We start from the raw sequence: 20,693 nt of genomic DNA on the forward strand, positions 1-20,693 counted from the left end.
AAACCTTGCCAGTTGCTTGTCCCTTCACGGATTTTCCTTTATCGGGTGAGCCGAAATTAGGATCAATCCGATGGCCAAAGACAAGAAAAAGAAAATTCTACGCCCCAAGGCTTTACCGCCCAAGGGGTTTCGCGACTATTTCGGGGCTGAAGTGGTTGAGCGCAGTGAAATGCTGCGCGAAATCACAGCCGTTTACCATCGTTACGGGTTCGATCCGCTGGAGTCTTCGGCTGTTGAAACGGTTGAGGCACTGGGTAAGTTTCTCCCCGATGTGGATCGCCCCAACGAAGGCGTGTTTGCGTGGCAGGACGAGGACGATTCCTGGATGGCGCTGCGGTACGATCTGACTGCGCCGCTGGCCCGTGTTTATGCCCAGAACCGCAACGATCTGCCATCGCCCTATCGCCGCTTTGCGATGGGTCCGGTCTGGCGCAACGAAAAGCCGGGACCGGGGCGCTATCGCCAGTTTTATCAGTGTGATGCCGATACAGTTGGCACGGCGAGCATGGCAGCAGACGCAGAAATCTGCGCGATGCTGTCCGACACGCTGGAAGCCGTCGGCATCCCGCGCGGCGATTACATCATCCGCGTGAACAACCGGAAGGTTTTGAACGGTGTGCTGGAAGTTGCTGGCCTGTCCGGTGACGATAAGGACGCCGAACGGGGTATCGTGTTGCGGGCCATCGACAAGCTGGACCGTTTGGGTCTGGACGGTGTGCGGGCCTTGCTGGGTGAGGGGCGCAAGGATGCCTCGGGCGACTTTACCAAAGGTGCAGGGCTTTCGGATGAACAGGCCGATGTGGTCATGGGCTTCATGAGCGCTAAGCGTGACACGGGGGCAGAAACCTGCGCCCGCCTGTCCGAACTGGTGCAAGGCTCTGACATCGGGGCTCAAGGTGTTGCCGAACTCGAAGAAATCGCCAGTCTGCTGGATGCGCAAGGTTACGGTCCCGACCGGATCGACATTGACCCCTCGGTCGTGCGCGGACTCGGCTATTACACCGGCCCAGTTTACGAGGCCGAGCTTACCTTTGAAATCCTCGACGAAAAAGGGCGCAAGCGGCAGTTCGGGTCTGTTGCGGGGGGCGGGCGTTACGACGATCTGGTCAAACGCTTCACCGGACAGGAAGTCCCTGCAACCGGCGTGTCCATTGGTGTGGACCGATTGCTGGCCGCGCTGCGGGAAAAGGGGCGGATCAACAGCACGGCGAAAGGGCCGGTGGTTGTAACCGTGATGGACCGCGACCGCATGTCGGATTATCAGGCGATGGTGGCAGAGCTGCGTGACGCAGGCATCCGCGCCGAGGTTTACTTGGGCAACCCCAAGAACTTTGGCAACCAGTTGAAATACGCCGACAAACGCGAAAGCCCTGTGGCAATCATCGAAGGCGGCGATGAAAAAGATCGCGGCGTGGTGCAGATCAAGGATCTGGCCCTTGGCGCGCGACTGGCCGCAGAAATCGAAACTTCCGAGGAATGGAAAGCCCAGCCAGCGCAAAAGGAAATTGCGCGGGGTGATCTGGTGGCCGAAGTCAAAGCCATGATCGCACGGGCGGCGGAGTGATGAAAAACGACCGGCGCGCGCGCATCAAGGAAGTGGCCGACAGGCTGGCGGCGGGGTTTGTTTCGGCAGGGGCTTTGCCGGTGGAAACCGACAGTCTGCTGCCTGCGGATGTGCTGCTGGACCTCTACGGCGAGGATATTCGCGCAAGGGCCTATGTGACCCATGATCCGGTGCAGGGCGAACAAATGCTGCGGCCCGATTTTACCGTGCCCATCGTGCAGCGCCATATGGCCGAAGGCGCCGAACCGGCGCGCTATACCTATAACGGCAACGTCTGGCGCAAACAGTCCGGCGGGCGGCCAACAGAATACACCCAAGTCGGGTACGAACTGTTCGACCGCACCGATCCTGCCGGCGCCGATGCCGAAGTCTTTGCGATGTTTTCAGGAATGCTCGCGGGCTACCCTATAAAGGTGACAACAGGGGATATGGGCATTTTGCTGGCTGCTGTTGACGGGTTGAAAACCACCGACCGCCGCCGCGCGGCCCTGCGCCGCCACGTCTGGCGTCCTGTGCGCTTTGTGCGCTTGCTGGAACGTTATGGCGGGATGACGCCGCCACTTGAAACCCGCAGCGATTTGTTGGATCAAGTGGCTGCGCAAGGGGCGGAAAAGGTTTTGGCGCAAGCCGGAACACCGCAGGGATTGCGTTCTGAACAGGAAGTTCTGGCGCGGATTGCTGTGTTACAACAGGACGCCGCCGCCGCGCCGATCTCCTCCGAGGAGGTGCAGATGCTGGAACAAGTGCTTGCGCTGAAAGACACCTCCAGCGCGGCCCTTGAAACGCTGCGCGACATGGCGGCCAGCTTTCCGGCACTTCAGGCACCAGCGGATGCGATGGAGGACCGTCTAAAGGCAATGGCCGCCCGCCGTGTGGATGTGGACAGCCTGCCGTTCGAGGTCTCTTTCGGGCGGACATCAATGGAATACTACGACGGGTTCGTCTTTGGCTTTACCTCGCCGGATCGCCCAGATCTGCCGGTGGTGGCCAGTGGCGGGCGCTATGATGCGCTGACCCGTGTGCTCGGGCAGGGACGTTCTATCGCCGCAGTGGGGGGCGTGATCCGCCCCGAAGCGCTGGTGGCTGTGCAGGAGGGCGCGCTATGAGCCTGAAACTTGGGATTCCGTCCAAGGGGCGATTGCAGGACAAGACAATCGACTGGTTTGCCCAGCATGGTATCACCGTGCAACGCACAGGATCGGACCGCGAATATGCCGGTCAGGTGATTGGCGTGGACAATGTGGAGCTGGTGTTGCTGTCGGCGGGGGAAATCCCCAAGGAACTGGCTGCAGGGCGTATCCATCTGGGGGTGACGGGCACCGATCTTGTGCGCGAAAAAATGCCCAGCTGGTCCGACATTGTGGCCGAGGTGGAACCGCTTGGCTTTGGTCATGCGGATCTGGTGATTGCAGTGCCGGACTGCTGGGTTGATGTGACCACGGTCGACGATCTGGACGCAGCTGCGGCCCAGTTCCGCGCGGATCACGGGTTCCGCCTGCGGATTGCTACGAAATATCACGGGCTGGTGCGCGATTATCTGAGCGGCGAAGGCGTGGCCGATTACCAACTGGTGGACAGTCAGGGCGCAACCGAAGGCACGGTCAAGAACCTGACCGCCGAGGCGATTGCGGACATCACCTCCACAGGGGACACGCTGCACGCCAACGGGCTGCGCATCCTGTCTGACGGTCTGATCCTCCAATCCCAAGCTACGATGTTTGCCAGCAAAACAGCCGAATGGGACGCCACCGCGCTGTCTGCGTGGAGCGGATTTTCCAAAGGCTGTGGCTGGGCTGATAAGCCCTTTTGAGAGTCTTGAGGATCAGTCCGTCAGCTTGACGCCTGATCCACGCACTGGCTGGTCTTGGCATCCCAACTTTGCCCTGTCGGGCAGGATGCAGCGGTGTCATGGGAACTGTTGCAGCCAGCCGCGAAGGACAGCGCCGGTGCCAGCGTCAACAGGGTGGAAAGTAGAATTGTTTTCATCTTTGAACCTCCATCTGCCGCAAGCATAGCAGATTTCGGCGGAGTTTTCGATGAAAAGCTAATAGCGGGCCTAGCGCAGCCCGATATCCGCCAGTGCCAGCGCCAGTTCTTTGGGCAGCGCATCATCCGATTTGCGCGAATCCGGCAGGTCGCTCGGCGCGTCTACGGGCTTGAGGTACCGCCAGCCCTGAAACGGACGGCGCGGGGCGCTGGAGGTGCGGATCAGTTTCGGTTCCATCAGAATGGCGCAGCGGCGCACACCATCCGCACCTGTCACCTCGTCCAGCCGCACGATATTCTGACGGGCCTGCACAAAACCCTTGATCACCCAGTAAAGCGAGCCGCCATTCAGCAGAGCGTCCTCCTGTTTGGGCCACATGCGGGTGATATGGCTGGACAGATAGGTCCGCCCGCCGGATTTCGCCCGCAGCGCGATGGCGGTCTCCAGATCCTCATAGCTGTCGATGCCGACGCAGAGCTTGATCAAGTTGATGTGTTTTTTTGACATGGTATCGCTAGATATAGTATGGTTAACGTCAGAATAAAGCGATTCCTTTGCAGGGGAAAGTGTAATAGCTGCCCAGAATCGTTTGACGCCTCGTGACACAACATCTAGGAACGGGGCTCCGCCAAACAACCACGCGACCGAACACAAGGCTTACTGATATGACCTCTTTTTCAGCTCCGATTGCCGAGCAAATCTGGGATATGAAATACCGTTTCAAAGACGCATCGGGAAAACCGATCGACGAAACAGTAGAGGACAGCTGGCGCCGCGTGGCCCGCGCGCTGGCTAAGGTGGAAAACAAGCCTGACGTTTGGGAAGAGCGTTTTTACGATGCGCTGGAAGGGTTTAAGTTCCTGCCAGCGGGCCGGATCCTCGCCGGTGCGGGGACAGAGCGGTCCGTTACCCTGTTCAACTGCTTTGTGATGGGCACAATTCCCGACAGTATGGCGGGTATTTTCGATATGTTGAAAGAGGCCGCGCTGACCATGCAGCAGGGCGGGGGGATCGGCTATGATTTCTCTCCGATCCGTCCAAAAGGGGCTGAAGTTAAGGGCGTGGCGGCGGATGCTTCCGGACCACTGTCCTTTATGGATGTTTGGGATGCTATGTGCCGCACGATCATGTCTGCGGGTTCGCGCCGAGGTGCGATGATGGCAACCATGCGCTGTGATCACCCCGATGTGGAAGACTTCATCACCGCCAAACAGGACAGTGCGCGTCTGCGTATGTTTAACCTGTCCGTTCTGGTGTCGGACCCGTTCATGGAAGCGGTGAAAGAGGACGGCCCGTGGGAACTGACTTGGGGCGATAAGGTTTACAAAACCGTGCAAGCGCGGGATCTGTGGAACCGGATCATGCAGTCCACCTATGATTATGCCGAACCGGGTGTGATTTTCATCGACCGGATCAACCAGAAGAACAACCTCAATTATTGTGAAACCATCGCGGCCACCAACCCGTGCGGCGAACAGCCTCTGCCGCCGTATGGTGCCTGTCTGCTTGGTTCGATCAATCTGGCGACGCTGATCGAAAATGCGTTCGAAGGCAATGCCGCACTGAACGAAAACGCGCTGGACGATCTGGTGGCGACCGCCGTTCGGATGATGGATAACGTGGTGGATGCCAGCCAGTTTCCATTGGAAGAACAACGGGTTGAAGCCCACGCCAAACGCCGGATCGGTCTGGGTGTAACGGGCCTTGCCGACGCACTGCTGATGGTTGGCGCGCGCTATGGTTCTGAAGAAGGCGCGACCCTGACAGAGGATTGGATGGGCCGGATTGCCCGTGCAGCCTATCGCGCTTCTGCCCGTCTGGCCGAAGAAAAGGGTGCTTTCCCGCTCTATGATGCGAAGGCGTTTTTGGACAACGACTCCATGACCTCTATGGATGAAGAAACCCGCGCATTGGTGGCGGAACACGGCATCCGCAATGCGCTGCTGACCAGTGTGGCCCCAACCGGAACCATCAGCCTTTATGCAGGCAATGTGTCGAGCGGTATCGAGCCTGTGTTCGCCTATTCCTACACCCGCAAGGTGTTGCAAAACGACGGGTCGCGTTCAGAAGAAGAAGTGGTCGATTACGCGGTGGACCTGTGGCGTCAGAAATTTGGCGACAAGGAACTGCCCGATTACTTTGTGAACGCCCAAACGCTCGCCCCGCTGGATCACGTGCGCATGCAGGCCGCAGCGCAAAAATGGATCGACAGTTCGATTTCCAAGACCATCAACTGCCCCGAAGATATTTCGTTCGAGGATTTCAAAGAGGTCTATATGGCTGCTTGGGATCAGGGCTGTAAGGGCTGCACCACCTACCGTCCGAACGATGTGACGGGTTCGGTGCTGAGCGTGTCCGAAGAAACCGACACCGCGCCGGAAATCGACACAGGTGCGGATGTTGTATACATCGCAGAGCCGCTCGACCGGCCCGAAGCACTGGACGGTCACACCTACAAGATGAAATGGCCGGAATCCGAGCACGCGATCTACATCACCATCAATGACATCATCCAGAACAACCAGCGCCGTCCGTTTGAAGTGTTCATCAACTCCAAAAACATGGAGCATTACGCATGGACGCTGGCGCTGACGCGGATGATTTCCGCTGTGTTCCGGCGCGGTGGCGATGTGTCCTTTGTCGTTGAGGAGCTGAAAGCAGTATTCGACCCGCGCGGTGGCGCTTGGGTGCGCGGCAAGTACATCCCCTCCATGCTCGCCGCGATTGGTAGCGTCATTGAGGAACACATGATCCGCATCGGCTTTATTAACGGGGAAGGGCAACACCTGAAAACCGATCCCCACGCCGAGATCATCCAGATGAATAGCCCCGCACGCGGAAAAAGCTGCCCAAGCTGCGGCGGCATGGGCCTGCAAATGGTCGAAGGCTGCATGACCTGCCTGGACTGCGGCCACTCTAAATGCGGCTAAGCATGGAGACGCGGGTGTATCTCTGCGTCTGTGCTTTAGGGCTTGGCGCTATGATGCCTCCCGTTCTTAACAACACCCCTTACGGTTCTCCGTTTGGGGTGTTTTTGGTTGCCGGCTTTTTCGTGCTTTCCGTAAATTAAACTTTTATTCCCCAAATGATTGTTGTTAGTCTTAGGCCGAATGGTTCGGTCGCGAAACAGGCGAAAAGATTCGTTGCTGTCGACGCGCGGGGCTGGCGGAAAGTTTCACATCGGTCTCGAAAGGGGATCTCATGCGATATTCAGGTTTTCGGGTCATTAAAGAGGCCCTGACCGGTCACAAGGGGTGGAAACCTGTCTGGCGCGATCCGGAACCAGCCTCCCATTATGACATAGTAATCGTCGGGGGCGGTGGTCACGGGCTGGCAACGGCGCATTATCTGGCCAAGGAATTCGGACAGGCCCGTGTTGCTGTGATTGAAAAAGGCTGGATCGGTGGCGGCAATGTGGGGCGCAATACGACCATCATCCGATCAAACTATCTGCTGGATGGGAACGAGCCGTTCTATGAGTTCTCGCTCAAGCTGTGGGAAGGGTTGGAGCAGGATCTAAACTATAATGCTATGGTCAGCCAACGGGGCATTTTGAACCTGATTCATTCCGATGGGCAACGGGACGCGTTCATTCGTCGTGGCAATGCTATGATCCTGAATGGTGCTGATGCTGATCTGATGACGACCGAGGCGATCAAAAAGAAATACCCTTTCCTGAACACAAGCGACGCCCGTTTCCCGATTCAGGGCGGGTTGGCGCAGCATCGGGGCGGAACCGTGCGCCATGATGCTGTGGCGTGGGGCTATGCCCGTAGCGCGGACAGTCACGGCGTCGATATTATCCAGAACTGCGAGGTCACGGGGTTCCGGATCGAAAACGGAGTTTGCAAAGGGGTCGAAACCTCTCGTGGGTTCATCGGGGCGGGGAAGGTCGGCTGTGCGGTTGCGGGCAGTTCGGGCCGATTGCTGAGTCTTGCAAATATGCGCCTGCCCATTGAAAGCCATGTGTTGCAAGCTTTTGTAACCGAAGGTCTTAAGCCGGTGTTGCCCGGTGTGATCACCTTTGGTGCAGGGCATTTTTATTGCAGCCAGTCGGATAAAGGTGGGCTGGTCTTTGGTGGAAACCTTGACGGCTATAACTCTTATGCGCAGCGGGGCAATTTGCCAGTGGTTGAAGATGTCTGCGAAGGTGCGATGGCGATCCTTCCCATGTTGGGACGCGCGCGCATTTTGCGGATGTGGGGCGGGGTGATGGATATGTCGATGGACGGTTCGCCGATCATTGACCGGACGCATATTGACGGGCTCTACTTCAACGGGGGCTGGTGTTACGGGGGCTTTAAGGCGACGCCTGCCAGCGGTTTTGCGTTTGCCCACTTACTGGCGCGCGATACGCTTCATCCGACGGCCACGGCCTATCGGTTGGACCGTTTCAGAAAAGGTTATTTGATTGACGAAAAGGGGGTGGGCAACCAGCCCAATCTGCACTGATGATTATTGATCACCCTCTTCTTGGCCCGCGCGACAGTTCCGAATTCACCTATCTGGGCGATGCCAGTCTGATTGACCGCCCTGATCCTGCAGGCGAAGACGCCTCCAGCGACTTTTATGATTATGCCTATCTGCGGGATAATCCAGCGGGCTGGCACAAGGAACTGTGGTTCCACGAAGCCGGAGACCGGTCCTGGCTGGTTGTGACCCGCAATACAGTGACCCATGAAATTTCCAAAGTTGAACTGGCCAGCGATGTGGCCCGTGCGCAGGGGCGGTCGAAATGAGCCAGAAAAACCGGATTGAAGGCGGGCAAATCAACCGCGATAAGGTGTTGAATTTCACCTTTGATGGCAAGCGCTACAGCGGAAATGCGGGGGATACTCTGGCTTCGGCGTTGCTGGCCAATGGTGTGCGGTTGATGGGGCGGAGTTTCAAGTATCATCGCCCGCGCGGCCCTTTGACAGCAGGTTCGGAAGAACCAAACGCCTTGGTACAACTGCGCAGTGGTGCGCTACAGGAACCAAACACCCGTGCCACCACCGCAGAGCTGTTTGATGGGCTGTCCGCCACCAGTCAGAATCGGCTTGGCACACTTTCGTTTGACCTGCTCGCGGTGAATGACCGTCTGTCGAACTTTCTGACTGCGGGATTTTATTACAAGACCTTCATGTGGCCCAAAGCCTTTTGGGAAAAACTCTATGAACCGGTGATCCGCCGTGCGGCAGGGCTTGGGTCACTGTCCCTGAAAGATGACCCGGATGTGTACGATAAGGGCTTTCTCCACTGTGACCTTCTGGTGGTCGGGGCGGGGCCGGCTGGGCTGATGGCGGCTTTGACAGCGGCGCGCAGCGGTGCGGACGTGATCCTTGCGGACGAGGATTTCGCAATGGGTGGGCGTCTGAACAGCGAAACCCTTACAATCGGGAATGAAGCGGGTGCGGATTGGGCCGCGGCCACAGTGGCAGAGCTGGCCAGTTTACCAAACGTCCGCCTGATGCCGCGCACCACGGTGATCGGAGCGTTCGATCACGGTATCTACGGCGCGGTGGAGCGGATGAACGACCACCTTGCAGTGCCGCAATCCGGCAAGCCCCGCCAGATACTCTGGCGTATCTACACGAAGAAAGCAGTGTTGGCGGCAGGTGCGATCGAGCGTCCTATCGCCTTTGCCAACAATGACCGCCCCGGTGTCATGACCGCAAGCGCGTTGCGCAGCTATGCCAACCGCTTTGGCGTTGCGGTGGATCGCCGTGCGGTGATCTTTACCAATAATGACGATGGGTATCGCAGTGCGGCGGACCTGCATGCCAAGGGGATCAGGGTTACGGTCGTTGATCCAAGGGCCGATGTGTCTGTGTTGAAAGACTATGAGGTGCTGTCCGGCGCACAGGTGATCGACACGATGGGGCGGCTTGGGCTGACCTTTGTGAAAATACGCCTCGCTGACGGGGAAGAGCGCACAATCGAATGCGGCGCGCTCGGGGTGAGCGGCGGCTGGAACCCGAACGTGCATTTGACCTGCCATCAGCGCGGGCGGCCACGCTGGGATGACGGGCTTGCCGCCTTTGTGCCTGCTGATTTGCCAGCCGGAATGCGTGTTGCCGGTGCGGCTGCGGGCGATCTTTCGACCGCTGGCGCTTTGGCGGGTGGTGCGCGTGCGGCGCAAGAGGCGCTGGAGCTGGACGGGGCGATGCCCCCGTTGCCAGAGGCGGAAGATGCGCCCGTCAACATTACTCCATTCTGGTATGTGAAAGGGGACGGGCGGGCCTGGCTTGACCAACAAAATGACGTGACGGTTAAGGATGTCCGGCTCAGCCATCAGGAAGGCTTCCGGTCGGTGGAGCATCTGAAGCGTTACACCACGCTTGGAATGGCGACCGATCAGGGAAAGACTGCCAATATGGGCGGCTTGGCCGTCATGGCAGAACTGGCGGGCAAGGCTATTCCCGAAGTTGGCACAACCATTTTCCGCCCGCCTTATACGCCGGTTGCAATCGGCGCTTTGGCCGGACGCCATCGCGGGACCGAGTTTCATCCCACGCGCCTGACGCCGTCCCATGTGTGGGCCAAAGAACAGGGTGCGGTTTTCGTAGAGGTCGGCAACTGGATGCGAGCGCAGTATTTCCCGCGTAGTGGCGAGGAAAACTGGCTTGATACCGTCAACCGCGAGGTTCTGGCGACCCGCAATTCGGTTGGTGTGTGCGATGTGACCACTTTGGGTAAAGTAGACGTGCAAGGCGCCGACGCGGCGGATTTCCTGAACATGATTTATTGCAACGGCTTTGCAAAGCTGGCGGTGGGTAAGGTGCGCTACGGGCTGATGCTTCGCGAAGACGGGATCGCGCTTGATGATGGGACGGCGGCGCGGCTGGCCGAGGATCATTTCGTTGTCACAACCACCACAGCCAATGCTCTGCCCGTCTATCGTCACATGGAATTTGTGCGGCAGTGTCTGGTGCCGGATATGGATGTGCAGCTGATCTCCACCACCGAGGCTTGGGCTCAATACGCGGTGGCGGGGCCGAATGCGCGCCGTGTGCTGGAACAGATCGTCGATCAGGACATCAGCAACGATGCTTTTCCCTTTATGGCCTGTGGCAACGTCACGATCTGCGGCGGGCTGCGTGCGCGTCTGTTCCGCATCTCCTTTAGCGGTGAGCTGGCCTATGAAATCGCCGTTCCGACTGCATATGGCGATGCGCTGATGCGCCGGATCATGGAGGCGGGCGCTGCGTTTGACATCACCCCTTACGGAACGGAAGCGCTTGGGGTCATGCGGATTGAGAAGGGCCATGCCACCGGAAACGAGCTGAACGGAACCACCACGGCGGCGAACCTTGGTATGGGGCGAATGGTCAGTACCAAGAAGGACAGTATCGGCGCGGTGCTGTCGCGCCGCGAGGGGCTGAACACTGAAACCGATCTGCGGGCTGTTGGGGTGAAACCTGTGGACAGTGTGCAAAGGGTGCCTGCAGGTGCCCACCTGATGGCGTTGGAAGGTCCGGTGGACGCTACGCGGGATCAGGGGTATCTGACCTCTGCCTGCTACTCGCCAAACCTTGGGCATCACATCGCTCTGGGCTTTTTGAAGGATGGCGCGAACCGTCTGGGGGAAACCATGCGCGTGGTCAGTCCGCTGACCGATGAGGTTGTCACCGTGGAAATTTGCAGCCCGCATTTCATTGATCCAGAGGGGGAGCGGCTTCGTGCTTGATCTTAAACCTACACCCGCAATCGGCGTGCCCGATCAGACGATCGGAACCGTAACCATTGCGGAAACTGACGGCGTTGCGTTGGCCTCGGTTGCGGCGCGCAAAGGACAACTCGTTGCCAGCGAAGCCACACTGAAATCCCGCCTCGGGGCGGTGCCGCCGGTGGGCGGGGCAGTCTTTGGCGATGCCGAAACCGGTTTCTGGACAGGATCGGATCAATGGATGATCACCGCTTCTTTTGACAGCCATGAAAATCTGGCGGATCAGTGGAAGGATGAACTGGGCGCGGCCGCTTCTGTGACGGAACAATCCGGCGGTTGGGTCGTGTTCGACGTGACCGGTGCGGATATGCTAGCGATGTGTGAATTGCTGTGCAGCGTGGCGATCCGCCGGATGGAAACGGGCGATGTGCAGCGCACCATGGTCCATCAGATGGGATGTTTCGTGATCTGCTGTGACGCGGGCTTGCATATCCGTATAATTGGCCCCCGTGCCTCGGCCCTTAGTCTGCATCACGCCTTGATTGGGGCGGCCACCGCTGTTGCTTGACCGATTGGGCGAGAGGCTTAGAACGGGGGGAAATTCATGACAACGAAAAAGAATGCCATGACCGTTGCCCCGTTCTCTCAGGATCCCCACAGCCTGCGCGAAGCCCGTGAAAAAGTGCTTGAAGTGGCCATCGGTCGAGAGGTGCGTGCGCACCGTCGCAAGCAGAACATTACCGTGGCGGCCCTGTCCGAAACCACCGGTCTGTCCGTTGGAATGTTGTCAAAGATAGAGAACGGCAATACGTCGCCCTCTCTGACCACTCTGCAATCGTTGGCCAATGCGTTGTCGGTTCCGATCACCATGTTCTTTCGCGGATTTGAGGAAGAGCGCACAGCCATTCACACCAAAGCGGGAGAAGGTGTGGAGCTGGAGCGTGAAGGCACTCGCGCTAATCATCAGTATAACCTTCTTGGCCATCTGGGGGCCAACAAAAGCGGGGTCATCGTAGAGCCTTATATGATTACGCTCAACGAAAACTCGGACGTATTTCCCACGTTCCAACATGACGGGATTGAAACGATCTACATGCTGGAAGGGGAGATAAACTATCGTCACGGCGATCAGGTTTATCCTTTGAGGCCGGGGGACACCCTGTTTTTTGACGCGGATGCTCCTCACGGGCCGGAAGTGCTCGTGAAACTGCCTGCGCGCTATCTTTCGATCATCAGCTACCCCCAGAATACCTGAACGCCGTCCCGTTTAGCTTGTCTAGCGGATGTACCGCCCGCCAGCCCGTGGCGGTGCGCCGGATTTTCTGTGGCTGTTTGGCATTTCATCTGTGCCGCGCAGCAGCCGAACGCTAACCAATTCGACGGCGATCTCTGATAGTGAAAAAATATTCCTGACAGTTGCTCTACTTTTCCCAGAGTGATAGCAAGGGATTCGAGAACCTGCGTTGTGCAGGGCAACAAACGAGGATAGCTGAATGTGTGGGATTGTCGGGTTGTTCCTGAAAGACAAATCGCTTGAGCCGCAGCTTGGGTCATTGCTGGCAGGGATGCTGGTCACGATGACGGATCGCGGGCCGGATAGTGCGGGTATCGCAATTTATTCCAACGAGACAAAAGACCAATCCAAGATCGTGGTGCAGTCGGACACTCCTAAGACGGATTTCGACGGTTTGGAGGTTGCGCTTGCCAATGCTTCGGGCGTGACCGTTGGGATGGAGGTTTCCAGCACCCACGCTGTTTTGTCGGTGCCAAACGGGGCAATAGATGCGGTCCGCACTGCGATTGCAGCAGTCAATCCGGCGCTGCGGATAATGAGCCGTGGCGACACGCTGGAGATTTACAAAGAGGTCGGCCTGCCCAAAGACGTTGCATCGCGCTTTGCCATTGATGTGATGTCCGGCAGTCACGGCATCGGTCATACGCGCATGGCCACTGAATCTGCTGTGACGACAATGGGGGCGCATCCTTTCAACACCGGCAATGACCAGTGCCTTGTGCACAACGGTTCATTGTCGAACCACAACAGCCTGCGCCGCAAGCTGCGCCGCGAGGGTATCCACATCGAAACCGAGAACGACACAGAGGTGGGCGCGGCCTATCTGACGTGGCGGATGCAAAACGGGGCGACTTTGGGGGAGGCTCTGGAAAGTAGTCTCACCGATCTGGACGGGTTCTTCACCTTTGTGGTCGGTACCAAAGACGGCTTTGGTGTGGTGCGCGATCCGATTGCTTGCAAGCCTGCTGTCATGGCGGAAACCGAACAATACGTGGCTTTCGGGTCCGAATACCGCGCATTGGTCGACTTGCCCGGCATTGAAACCGCCCGCGTCTGGGAGCCGGAACCGGCGACCGTATATTTCTGGAGCCATTCCGAGCAGCCCATCAAAGAGGAAGCCGCATAAATGCAAACATTAGACATGGCGGATATTGAACTGCGCGAGATGAATGCAACGCTGCATGCGCAGGCCGAAAACACCAACCAGACAGCTTGGGAAATCAAAAACCCCAGAGGCGCGCACGCCATTGCCTGTGGTCTGGATGCCCCGATTGAAGTCACCGTGAAAGGGTCCACCGGATACTACTGCGGCGGGATGAACAAACAGGCGACGATCAACATCAAGGGCTCTGCTGGTCCGGGTGTTGCCGAGAACATGATGAGCGGCACAGTCGTGATCGAGGGTGATGCCAGCCAGTATGCCGGTGCGACAGGCCACGGCGGGCTTCTGGTGATCAAGGGCAATGCTTCCTCTCGTTGCGGGATTTCCATGAAGGGGATTGATATAGTTGTGCATGGCAATATCGGGCATATGTCCGCGTTCATGGCGCAATCGGGCAATCTGGTTGTCTGTGGTGATGCGGGCGAGGCGCTGGGCGATAGCCTTTATGAAGCGCGTCTGTTTGTACGTGGTTCGGTCAAATCGCTCGGGACAGATTGCGTCGAAAAGGAAATGCGGCCTGAACATCTGGAGATCCTTGCGGACCTGCTGGAACGATCCGGTGCGGACGCCAAACCCGAAGAGTTCAAACGCTACGGTTCGGCGCGAGAGCTTTATACCTTCAAGATCGACAATGCGTACTGAGGACGAGCGATGACTGATACAACCAACGGCGCACCCCGCACGACACCTATTCAATCTGCGACTTTCTCTGATCCGATCAACGCGGAAATCCGGCGGGCAGCGGCCACTGGGATTTATGACATCCGCGGGGGCGGGGCAAAGCGCAAGCTGCCCCATTTCGACGATCTGCTGTTTCTTGGCGCGTCCATTTCGCGCTATCCGCTGGAAGGCTACCGCGAGAAATGTGATACTTCCGTGACGCTCGGGACGCGGTTCGCAAAGAACCCGATCAAGCTGGATACTCCGATCACAATCGCAGGCATGTCCTTTGGTGCGCTATCGGGCGCTGCCAAAGAAGCGTTGGGCCGTGGTGCGACCCTAGCAGGCACGTCTACCACCACCGGTGACGGTGGCATGACAAGCGAGGAACGGGGCCACTCCAACAAGCTGGTCTATCAATATCTGCCATCGCGCTACGGTATGAATCCGGACGACCTGCGCCGCGCGGATGCGATTGAGATCGTGGTCGGGCAGGGCGCGAAACCCGGTGGCGGTGGTATGTTGCTGGGCCAGAAGATCAGCGACCGCGTAGCGGAAATGCGCAACCTTCCCAAAGGCATTGATCAGCGTTCTGCCTGTCGTCACCCTGACTGGACCGGTCCGGATGATCTGGAGATCAAAATTCTCGAACTGCGCGAGATCACAGGCTGGAAAGTTCCGATCTACATCAAGGTTGGCGGCGCGCGTCCCTATTTTGACACCACGCTCGCGGTGAAAGCTGGGGCCGATGTTGTTGTGCTTGACGGTATGCAGGGCGGCACCGCTGCGACACAGGATGTTTTCATCGAGCACGTCGGGCAGCCCATACTGGCCTGCATCCGCGAAGCAGTACGTGCTTTGCAGGACCTTGGGATGCACCGTGAAGTGCAGCTTGTGGTGTCTGGTGGTATCCGCACCGGTGCGGATGTGGCCAAGGCAATGGCGCTGGGGGCTGATGCGGTGGCAATCGGGACCGCAGCCTTGATCGCGCTGGGTGACAACGACCCGAAATGGGAGGCCGAGTATAACGCACTTGGCACCACCGCGGGGGCTTATGACGACTGGCACGAGGGCCGCGACCCTGCGGGGATCACCACGCAAGATCCCGAACTGATGCAGCGCTTTGATCCTATTGAAGGGGGGCGGCGGCTTAATAATTATTTGCGTGTCATGACGTTGGAGGCGCAAACCATCGCGCGGGCCTGCGGCAAAAGCCATCTGCACAATCTTGAACCGGAAGATTTGTGTGCCGTGACAATGGAGGCCGCCGCAATGGCCAAAATTCCGCTGGCAGGGACCGATTGGTACCCGGGCAAACCGAACACATCATTTTAGAGGAAAACGAGGGCGCGGCCGCAAGGTACGCGCCCCTTTATTTGACCACAGGGACTACTGCAATGACCAAAGATCTTGCCAAATTCGCAGCCGACAACGGCGTTAAATACTTTATGATCAGCTTTACTGATCTTTTCGGTGGCCAACGGGCCAAACTGGTGCCCGCCCGTGCTATCGCAGACATGCAAGAAGACGGAGCGGGTTTTGCCGGCTTTGCCACATGGCTTGACCTGACACCGGCGCATCCTGACATGCTGGCCGTGCCGGACCCGGATGCTGTGGTCATCCTGCCGTGGAACCGCGAGATCGCATGGGTTCCAGCGGATTGCGTCATGGAAGGTGAACCTGTGGCGCAAGCCCCGCGTAACGTGCTGCGCCGCCTGATCGGTGAAGCTGCCGAGGAAGGGATGCGTGTGAAAACCGGTATCGAAGCCGAGTTTTTCCTGCTGACCCCTGAAGGTGATCAGATCAGCGATCCTTACGACACCGCTGCCAAACCGTGTTATGATCAACAGGCGTTTATGCGTCGGCTAGATGTCATTCAGGAGATCAGCGATCACATGCTGGAATTGGGCTGGAACCCCTATCAGAACGATCACGAAGACGCCAACGGGCAGTGGGAGATGAACTGGGATTACGACGACGCCCTTGCAACGGCTGACAAGCACAGTTTCTTCAAGTTTATGGTCAAAACGGTTGCAGAGAAGCACGGCTATCGGGCGACCTTTATGCCAAAGCCGGTGGAAGGTCTGACGGGCAATGGGTGTCACGCCCATATTTCGGTCTGGGATCTGGAAGGCACCAGCAACGTCTTTGCGATGGAGCCAAACGACAGCAGCCAAACAGCCGAACTGGGGCTTTCCGAAAAAGGGCGACATTTCCTTGGCGGGATTATGAAACATGCAAGCGCGCTGCCTGCGATTACCAACCCGACGGTCAACAGTTACAAACGGATCAACGCGCCGCGCACCACCTCTGGTGCCACATGGGCCCCGAATACGGTGACATGGACCGGCAATAACCGCACCCATATGGTGCGGGTGCCGGGGCCGGGCCGCTTTGAACTGCGCCTGCCTGACGGGGCGGTGAACCCCTATCTGTTGCAGGCGGTGATCATTGCGGCGGGTCTGTCCGGTGTGCGCACCAAAGCCGACCCCGGAAAGCGCTATGACATTGATATGTACGCCGAAGGGGGCAAGGTGCGCGGTGCGCCCAAACTGCCGCTGAACATGCTTGATGCCTTGCGCGGGTTTGACAGGGACAAGGGACTGAAATCCGCAATGGGTGAAGAATTTTCCGCCTCTTACATCAAGATGAAGATGCAGGAATGGGACAGCTTTGTTGGCTATTTCAGCCAATGGGAAAAAGACAATACTCTCGACATCTGATCTTTCTTCAATCCCGACCCTTTGAAGGATTGCAACTGCCGTTATTTGCATCCTAGACAATGGATGTGACCAGTCAGGACCGCCAGAACCCGTGGCTCTGACTGTTTGTGACCGAACCGACTATAATTCCCAAGGAAACGCTCATGAGCAAATATGCCCTTACAGTGACCTGCCAGTCCCGTCGCGGGATTGTTGCGGCCATTGCCGGTTATCTCGCCGATCAAGGCTGCAACATCACCGACTCCGCCCAGTTCGACGACAAGGAGACCGGAAACTTCTTTATGCGTGTCAGTTTTGATACTGACGGCAGTGCCGGACTGGACGGGCTTTCCGAAGGGCTGAAGGATGCGGCTGCAACCTTTGATATGACCTATGAATTCCACGACGAGGCGGCCAAAATGAAGGTCGTGATTATGGTGTCCCGCTTTGGCCACTGCCTGAACGATCTGCTTTATCGCTGGCGCATCGGGGCGCTTCCGATTGACATCGTGGCGGTGATTTCCAATCACATGGACTATCAGAAGGTCGTGGTGAACCACGATATTCCGTTTCATTGCATCAAGGTCACAAAAGAGAACAAGCCCGAGGCAGAGGCGCGGATTATGGGCGTGGTTGAAGACACCGGCGCCGAATTGATCGTGCTGGCCCGCTACATGCAGATCCTGTCGGATGAAATGTGCCAGAAGATGTCCGGCCGGATCATCAATATCCACCATTCCTTCCTGCCGAGCTTTAAGGGGGCGAACCCCTATAAGCAGGCGTTCCAGCGCGGTGTAAAGTTGATCGGGGCGACATCGCATTACGTCACCGCCGATCTGGACGAAGGTCCGATCATCGAACAGGATATCGTTCGTGTGACCCACGCCCAATCACCAGAGGATTACATTTCATTGGGGCGGGATGTGGAAAGTCAGGTTTTGGCCCGCGCCATTCACGCCCATATCCACCAGCGTGTGTTTTTGAACGGGAATAAAACCGTCGTCTTCCCCGCTTCTCCGGGGTCTTACGCATCGGAGCGGATGGGCTAACAGAGTTTTTTCTCTGACAAAAATCGGCCCGCTGACACCCTGAAAACGCAGGGTGGCGGCGGGCCGTCGTGTGTTCTTGCTTTATTTTTTAAGGCGATAGTCCTGATGGCAGGCAGAGCAGGTTTTGGCGGTTAGCATGAACAGTTCGTCCACCGGCAGGGCAGCATAGGTTTCAAGGTCATGCGGGGTTTTCGTTGCGGGTGTTTCGCCGGAAGGCGGGTTTGCGGCGGCAAGGACCAGCCCTTCGCCCTGCAGCGTAAGCCTGTCTGCCAGTTTGGAAAACCGCTCCCAGTCCTGCCAGATTTCGGGGCGTGCCTCACTCGGGGCTTCGATTGATCCCTCCGGAAATCCTTCCAGCATCGCAGCACCGGCGTGATCCCTCAGGGCTTGCGCAGCGACCGCAATCGCGTCGGGGTCCGGTGACGGGCTTTTGACCTGTTTGGCAATCGCCTTCATAGAACCGGCCAGCATACCCATTCCATCCATTCGCTGTTTGACCACGCCAGTGGCCTTGTCATGGGCATGGGCGGGAACTGTTGTGGCCAGAAGGGCCAACAAAATTGCGCCTTTAATGGGTGTTAGCAGCATTTTGGCGAAGTGTGAAAAAGTCAGCGTGCCTGTTAGGGTCTTGTGTTTCATAGGGTCTCCCTGCGGTGTGTTTTTCCCGTCGATAGGGGCTCCTGCAGGGGGAATGTCAAGAACAAAGGCAGCGGTGCAACACCTGTGTGAAAAGCAAGGGAATGCGGGTTTTGCTGCTGTCGCCAAAGGGCGGATGGCCCTAGTGTGAGCCAAACAAATAAGAGCAGAGACTACTAACATGCGGGTCGCAATTCTTGCAGCACTGGGCGTAATGCACGCCGGTCTGGCGCAGGCCGAGGGGTTTGCCTGGCCGAAACTGGACAATATTGTGGGCGTGTCCCGCCTGTTCAACAACGACTTTCTGGGCGATGGCAATGATCGCTGGCGCACAGGTTCCTACGAGGTCTCTGTGACCTTCGGGGAGCAAGTCCTCGACGGGATGCCGAGCGGACCATTCTCTTTGATGCAGTACCGCCTGCGCAGCGAGATCATCGCGCCAGCGGACCTTTCGGCGACGACGGCGTTTCCAGATCGCGCTTATGCCGGTGTCATCGGGCTTGGGGCGTTCACCCATTATGAAAAGTGCGGGTACAACCTGTCTTATGGTGGGGAACTGGTGTTTGTTGGCCCGTCTACCGGTGTGGGGCGCTTCCAGAGGTGGGCCCACAAACAGATTGGCGCGCAACAACCCAATATGCTCGGGGAGCAGCTTGGGGATCATGTTTACCCAACTCTTCAGGGAGAGATTTCCAAAGATTTTCGGGCAGGGGACACCCTGTTCCGGCCCTTTGCAGAAGCGCAGGCCGGTGTTGAAAGCTACGCCCGTGTCGGCGTTGATGCAGTTTTCGGTAAAAACCTGTCCCGCAACTTTTTCGTGCGCGAACCGATTACCGGCCAGTTGGTGACGAACGTGCGCAGCAGTGATGACCGCAGCTTCGGCTTTATGATGGGCGGCGATGTGGCCTATGTCGGAGACAGCAAGCTGTTGCCTGAAAGCCGTGGTTACACCGTCGAAAGCTTCCGCCCGCGCGCCCGCGCTGGATTCGTCTACGAAGGCGAGAGTGCGGGGCTGTTTTACGGTCTGACATGGCTTGGCAAGGAATTCGAAGGCCAGAGCGACAGCCAAGTGACAGGCTCTCTCAATGTGAAATTTAATTTCTGAGCGATTGGCGGGCAGGGGCTGTTGACTCCGCCCGTACAAGGCTTATAAGCCGCCCATCCGCGCAAGCGGTTCATTGGTGTTGGTGGCCCCTGCAAGGGGATGCCTGTCGGGCTTCGGGAAACCGGATAAGACCAAAGGACAACGCCCTTCGAAACCTTAGAAGGAGAACAGCCGTGACGAAACGTACAGCTGCCAAATACAAAATTGACCGCCGCATGGGCGAAAACATCTGGGGCCGTCCTAAGTCCCCGGTAAATCGTCGTGAATACGGCCCTGGTGTACATGGTCAACGCCGCAAACAAAAACTGTCCGATTTCGGTATCCAGCTGCGCGCCAAGCAAAAGCTTAAAGGATACTACGGCGATCTGACAGAAAAACAATTCCGTCGCATCTACGCCGAAGCTGTTCGCGTAAACGGCGACACAGGTGAAAACCTGATCGGTCTGCTGGAGCGTCGTCTGGACGCGGTTGTTTACCGTGCCAAGTTCGTTCCAACTGTTTTCGCTGCACGTCAGTTCGTAAACCACGGACACGTGACTGTGAACGGCAAGAAAGTGAACATCCCATCCTACCGCGTTCAAGAAGGTGACGTGATCGAAGTGCGTGACCGCTCCAAGCAAATGGCGCTGGTTATGGAAGCACTCGGCAGCTCCGAGCGTGACTTTGCAGACTACCTCACAGTAGACGCCAGCAAAATGCGCGCAGAATTCGTTCGCACACCTGGTCTGGCCGATGTGCCTTACCCAGTTGTGATGGAACCGAACCTGGTGGTGGAATTCTACGCGAAGAACTAATCTTCGCCGACCCACACAGAATTCAAGGCCGTTCCCTTCGGGAGCGGCCTTTTTCTTTGGCGCGAAGCTATCGAACGTGACAGGCATAAGGA

The 20,693-nt window shown here is 57.7% G+C and carries 19 protein-coding genes; 16 read left to right on the forward strand and 3 right to left on the reverse strand.

Features of this window, described 5'->3' with window-relative positions; translation table 11 throughout:
• Positions 1–70: 70 nt before the first annotated feature.
• From hisS to hisG, 3 genes are read left to right on the forward strand one after another with little or no spacing between them, the layout of a single operon-like run.
• Positions 71–1,564 (forward strand): histidine--tRNA ligase, encoded by a 1,494-nt coding sequence (hisS, locus tag IEX10_RS01410; RefSeq protein ID WP_188670199.1) that lies wholly within the window; start codon positions 71–73, stop codon positions 1,562–1,564.
• Positions 1,564–2,670 (forward strand): ATP phosphoribosyltransferase regulatory subunit, encoded by a 1,107-nt coding sequence (locus tag IEX10_RS01415; protein WP_188670201.1) that lies wholly within the window; start codon positions 1,564–1,566, stop codon positions 2,668–2,670. The genes hisS and IEX10_RS01415 overlap by 1 nt, the downstream gene beginning before the upstream one ends.
• Positions 2,667–3,374: an ATP phosphoribosyltransferase gene (hisG, locus tag IEX10_RS01420; RefSeq protein ID WP_188670203.1), complete on the forward strand. Its 708-nt coding sequence runs from the start codon at positions 2,667–2,669 to the stop codon at positions 3,372–3,374. The genes IEX10_RS01415 and hisG overlap by 4 nt, the downstream gene beginning before the upstream one ends.
• Before the next feature lie 20 nt (positions 3,375–3,394).
• Here hisG and IEX10_RS01425 read toward each other — a convergent pair whose 3' ends face one another.
• Complete coding sequence (locus tag IEX10_RS01425; protein WP_188670205.1) at positions 3,395–3,550, reverse strand: hypothetical protein; 156 nt, start codon at positions 3,548–3,550, stop codon at positions 3,395–3,397.
• Between the two features lie 70 nt (positions 3,551–3,620).
• A complete protein-coding gene (locus IEX10_RS01430) occupies positions 3,621–4,058 on the reverse strand; it encodes a DUF1489 family protein (RefSeq protein WP_188670207.1) in 438 nt (145 codons plus the stop codon).
• Between the two features lie 158 nt (positions 4,059–4,216).
• On the opposite strand from IEX10_RS01430, the gene IEX10_RS01435 reads away from it, so the two are divergent.
• From IEX10_RS01435 to purU, 11 genes are all read left to right on the forward strand, one after another.
• The gene (locus tag IEX10_RS01435) at positions 4,217–6,481 is read left to right on the forward strand and encodes an adenosylcobalamin-dependent ribonucleoside-diphosphate reductase (RefSeq protein ID WP_188670209.1); all 2,265 of its coding nucleotides are present in this window, start codon (positions 4,217–4,219) and stop codon (positions 6,479–6,481) included.
• Between the two features lie 271 nt (positions 6,482–6,752).
• Positions 6,753–8,003 carry a sarcosine oxidase subunit beta family protein gene (locus IEX10_RS01440; RefSeq protein ID WP_188670211.1) on the forward strand — a complete coding sequence of 417 codons (1,251 nt, stop codon included), beginning with the start codon at positions 6,753–6,755 and terminating at the stop codon, positions 8,001–8,003.
• Entirely contained in the window at positions 8,003–8,290 is a 288-nt protein-coding gene (locus IEX10_RS01445) for a sarcosine oxidase subunit delta (protein ID WP_188670212.1), read from the forward strand. The genes IEX10_RS01440 and IEX10_RS01445 overlap by 1 nt, the downstream gene beginning before the upstream one ends.
• The gene (locus tag IEX10_RS01450) at positions 8,287–11,220 is read left to right on the forward strand and encodes a sarcosine oxidase subunit alpha family protein (RefSeq protein ID WP_188670214.1); all 2,934 of its coding nucleotides are present in this window, start codon (positions 8,287–8,289) and stop codon (positions 11,218–11,220) included. The genes IEX10_RS01445 and IEX10_RS01450 overlap by 4 nt, the downstream gene beginning before the upstream one ends.
• Positions 11,213–11,767, forward strand: a complete 555-nt coding sequence (locus tag IEX10_RS01455) for a sarcosine oxidase subunit gamma (RefSeq protein WP_229678388.1) — start codon at positions 11,213–11,215, stop codon at positions 11,765–11,767. Before IEX10_RS01450 ends, IEX10_RS01455 begins: the two co-directional genes overlap by 8 nt.
• A 36-nt stretch (positions 11,768–11,803) precedes the next feature.
• Positions 11,804–12,454 (forward strand): helix-turn-helix domain-containing protein, encoded by a 651-nt coding sequence (locus tag IEX10_RS01460; RefSeq protein ID WP_229678389.1) that lies wholly within the window; start codon positions 11,804–11,806, stop codon positions 12,452–12,454.
• A gap of 238 nt (positions 12,455–12,692) precedes the next feature.
• A complete protein-coding gene (locus tag IEX10_RS01465) occupies positions 12,693–13,619 on the forward strand; it encodes a class II glutamine amidotransferase (protein WP_188670219.1) in 927 nt (308 codons plus the stop codon).
• Positions 13,620–14,297 carry a GltB/FmdC/FwdC-like GXGXG domain-containing protein gene (locus tag IEX10_RS01470; protein ID WP_188670221.1) on the forward strand — a complete coding sequence of 226 codons (678 nt, stop codon included), beginning with the start codon at positions 13,620–13,622 and terminating at the stop codon, positions 14,295–14,297. It abuts the gene before it with no gap.
• Between the two features lie 9 nt (positions 14,298–14,306).
• Positions 14,307–15,650 carry an FMN-binding glutamate synthase family protein gene (locus tag IEX10_RS01475; RefSeq protein WP_188670223.1) on the forward strand — a complete coding sequence of 448 codons (1,344 nt, stop codon included), beginning with the start codon at positions 14,307–14,309 and terminating at the stop codon, positions 15,648–15,650.
• Between the two features lie 62 nt (positions 15,651–15,712).
• Positions 15,713–17,038, forward strand: coding sequence for a type III glutamate--ammonia ligase (glnT, locus tag IEX10_RS01480; protein WP_188670225.1), 1,326 nt, complete (start codon positions 15,713–15,715; stop codon positions 17,036–17,038).
• A 143-nt stretch (positions 17,039–17,181) separates the two neighbouring features.
• Positions 17,182–18,066, forward strand: coding sequence for a formyltetrahydrofolate deformylase (gene purU / locus IEX10_RS01485; protein WP_188670227.1), 885 nt, complete (start codon positions 17,182–17,184; stop codon positions 18,064–18,066).
• An 81-nt stretch (positions 18,067–18,147) separates the two neighbouring features.
• Here purU and IEX10_RS01490 read toward each other — a convergent pair whose 3' ends face one another.
• Positions 18,148–18,705, reverse strand: coding sequence for a c-type cytochrome (locus IEX10_RS01490; protein ID WP_188670229.1), 558 nt, complete (start codon positions 18,703–18,705; stop codon positions 18,148–18,150).
• Positions 18,706–18,883: 178 nt separating this feature from the next.
• On the opposite strand from IEX10_RS01490, the gene IEX10_RS01495 reads away from it, so the two are divergent.
• Together IEX10_RS01495 and rpsD are read left to right on the forward strand one after the other, a co-directional pair.
• The gene (locus tag IEX10_RS01495; RefSeq protein ID WP_188670231.1) at positions 18,884–19,807 is read left to right on the forward strand and encodes a lipid A-modifier LpxR family protein; all 924 of its coding nucleotides are present in this window, start codon (positions 18,884–18,886) and stop codon (positions 19,805–19,807) included.
• Positions 19,808–19,980: 173 nt separating this feature from the next.
• Positions 19,981–20,601, forward strand: a complete 621-nt coding sequence (rpsD, locus tag IEX10_RS01500; protein WP_188670233.1) for a 30S ribosomal protein S4 — start codon at positions 19,981–19,983, stop codon at positions 20,599–20,601.
• Positions 20,602–20,693 lie beyond the last annotated feature (92 nt).

This window comes from Neptunicoccus cionae (assembly GCF_014643735.1).
Lineage (GTDB): Bacteria > Pseudomonadota > Alphaproteobacteria > Rhodobacterales > Rhodobacteraceae > Amylibacter > Amylibacter cionae.

Excerpts from the sequence above, each read along its gene's own strand:
- hisS (WP_188670199.1), top strand. The coding sequence starts at position 71 with ATGGCCAAAGACAAGAAAAAGAAAATTCTACGCCCCAAGGCTTTACCG.
- IEX10_RS01415 (WP_188670201.1), top strand. The coding sequence starts at position 1,564 with ATGAAAAACGACCGGCGCGCGCGCATCAAGGAAGTGGCCGACAGGCTG.
- hisG (WP_188670203.1), top strand. The coding sequence starts at position 2,667 with ATGAGCCTGAAACTTGGGATTCCGTCCAAGGGGCGATTGCAGGACAAG.
- IEX10_RS01425 (WP_188670205.1), bottom strand. The coding sequence starts at position 3,550 with ATGAAAACAATTCTACTTTCCACCCTGTTGACGCTGGCACCGGCGCTG.
- IEX10_RS01430 (WP_188670207.1), bottom strand. The coding sequence starts at position 4,058 with ATGTCAAAAAAACACATCAACTTGATCAAGCTCTGCGTCGGCATCGAC.
- IEX10_RS01435 (WP_188670209.1), top strand. The coding sequence starts at position 4,217 with ATGACCTCTTTTTCAGCTCCGATTGCCGAGCAAATCTGGGATATGAAA.
- IEX10_RS01440 (WP_188670211.1), top strand. The coding sequence starts at position 6,753 with ATGCGATATTCAGGTTTTCGGGTCATTAAAGAGGCCCTGACCGGTCAC.
- IEX10_RS01445 (WP_188670212.1), top strand. The coding sequence starts at position 8,003 with ATGATTATTGATCACCCTCTTCTTGGCCCGCGCGACAGTTCCGAATTC.
- IEX10_RS01450 (WP_188670214.1), top strand. The coding sequence starts at position 8,287 with ATGAGCCAGAAAAACCGGATTGAAGGCGGGCAAATCAACCGCGATAAG.
- IEX10_RS01460 (WP_229678389.1), top strand. The coding sequence starts at position 11,804 with ATGACAACGAAAAAGAATGCCATGACCGTTGCCCCGTTCTCTCAGGAT.
- IEX10_RS01465 (WP_188670219.1), top strand. The coding sequence starts at position 12,693 with ATGTGTGGGATTGTCGGGTTGTTCCTGAAAGACAAATCGCTTGAGCCG.
- IEX10_RS01470 (WP_188670221.1), top strand. The coding sequence starts at position 13,620 with ATGCAAACATTAGACATGGCGGATATTGAACTGCGCGAGATGAATGCA.
- IEX10_RS01475 (WP_188670223.1), top strand. The coding sequence starts at position 14,307 with ATGACTGATACAACCAACGGCGCACCCCGCACGACACCTATTCAATCT.
- glnT (WP_188670225.1), top strand. The coding sequence starts at position 15,713 with ATGACCAAAGATCTTGCCAAATTCGCAGCCGACAACGGCGTTAAATAC.
- purU (WP_188670227.1), top strand. The coding sequence starts at position 17,182 with ATGAGCAAATATGCCCTTACAGTGACCTGCCAGTCCCGTCGCGGGATT.
- IEX10_RS01490 (WP_188670229.1), bottom strand. The coding sequence starts at position 18,705 with ATGAAACACAAGACCCTAACAGGCACGCTGACTTTTTCACACTTCGCC.
- IEX10_RS01495 (WP_188670231.1), top strand. The coding sequence starts at position 18,884 with ATGCGGGTCGCAATTCTTGCAGCACTGGGCGTAATGCACGCCGGTCTG.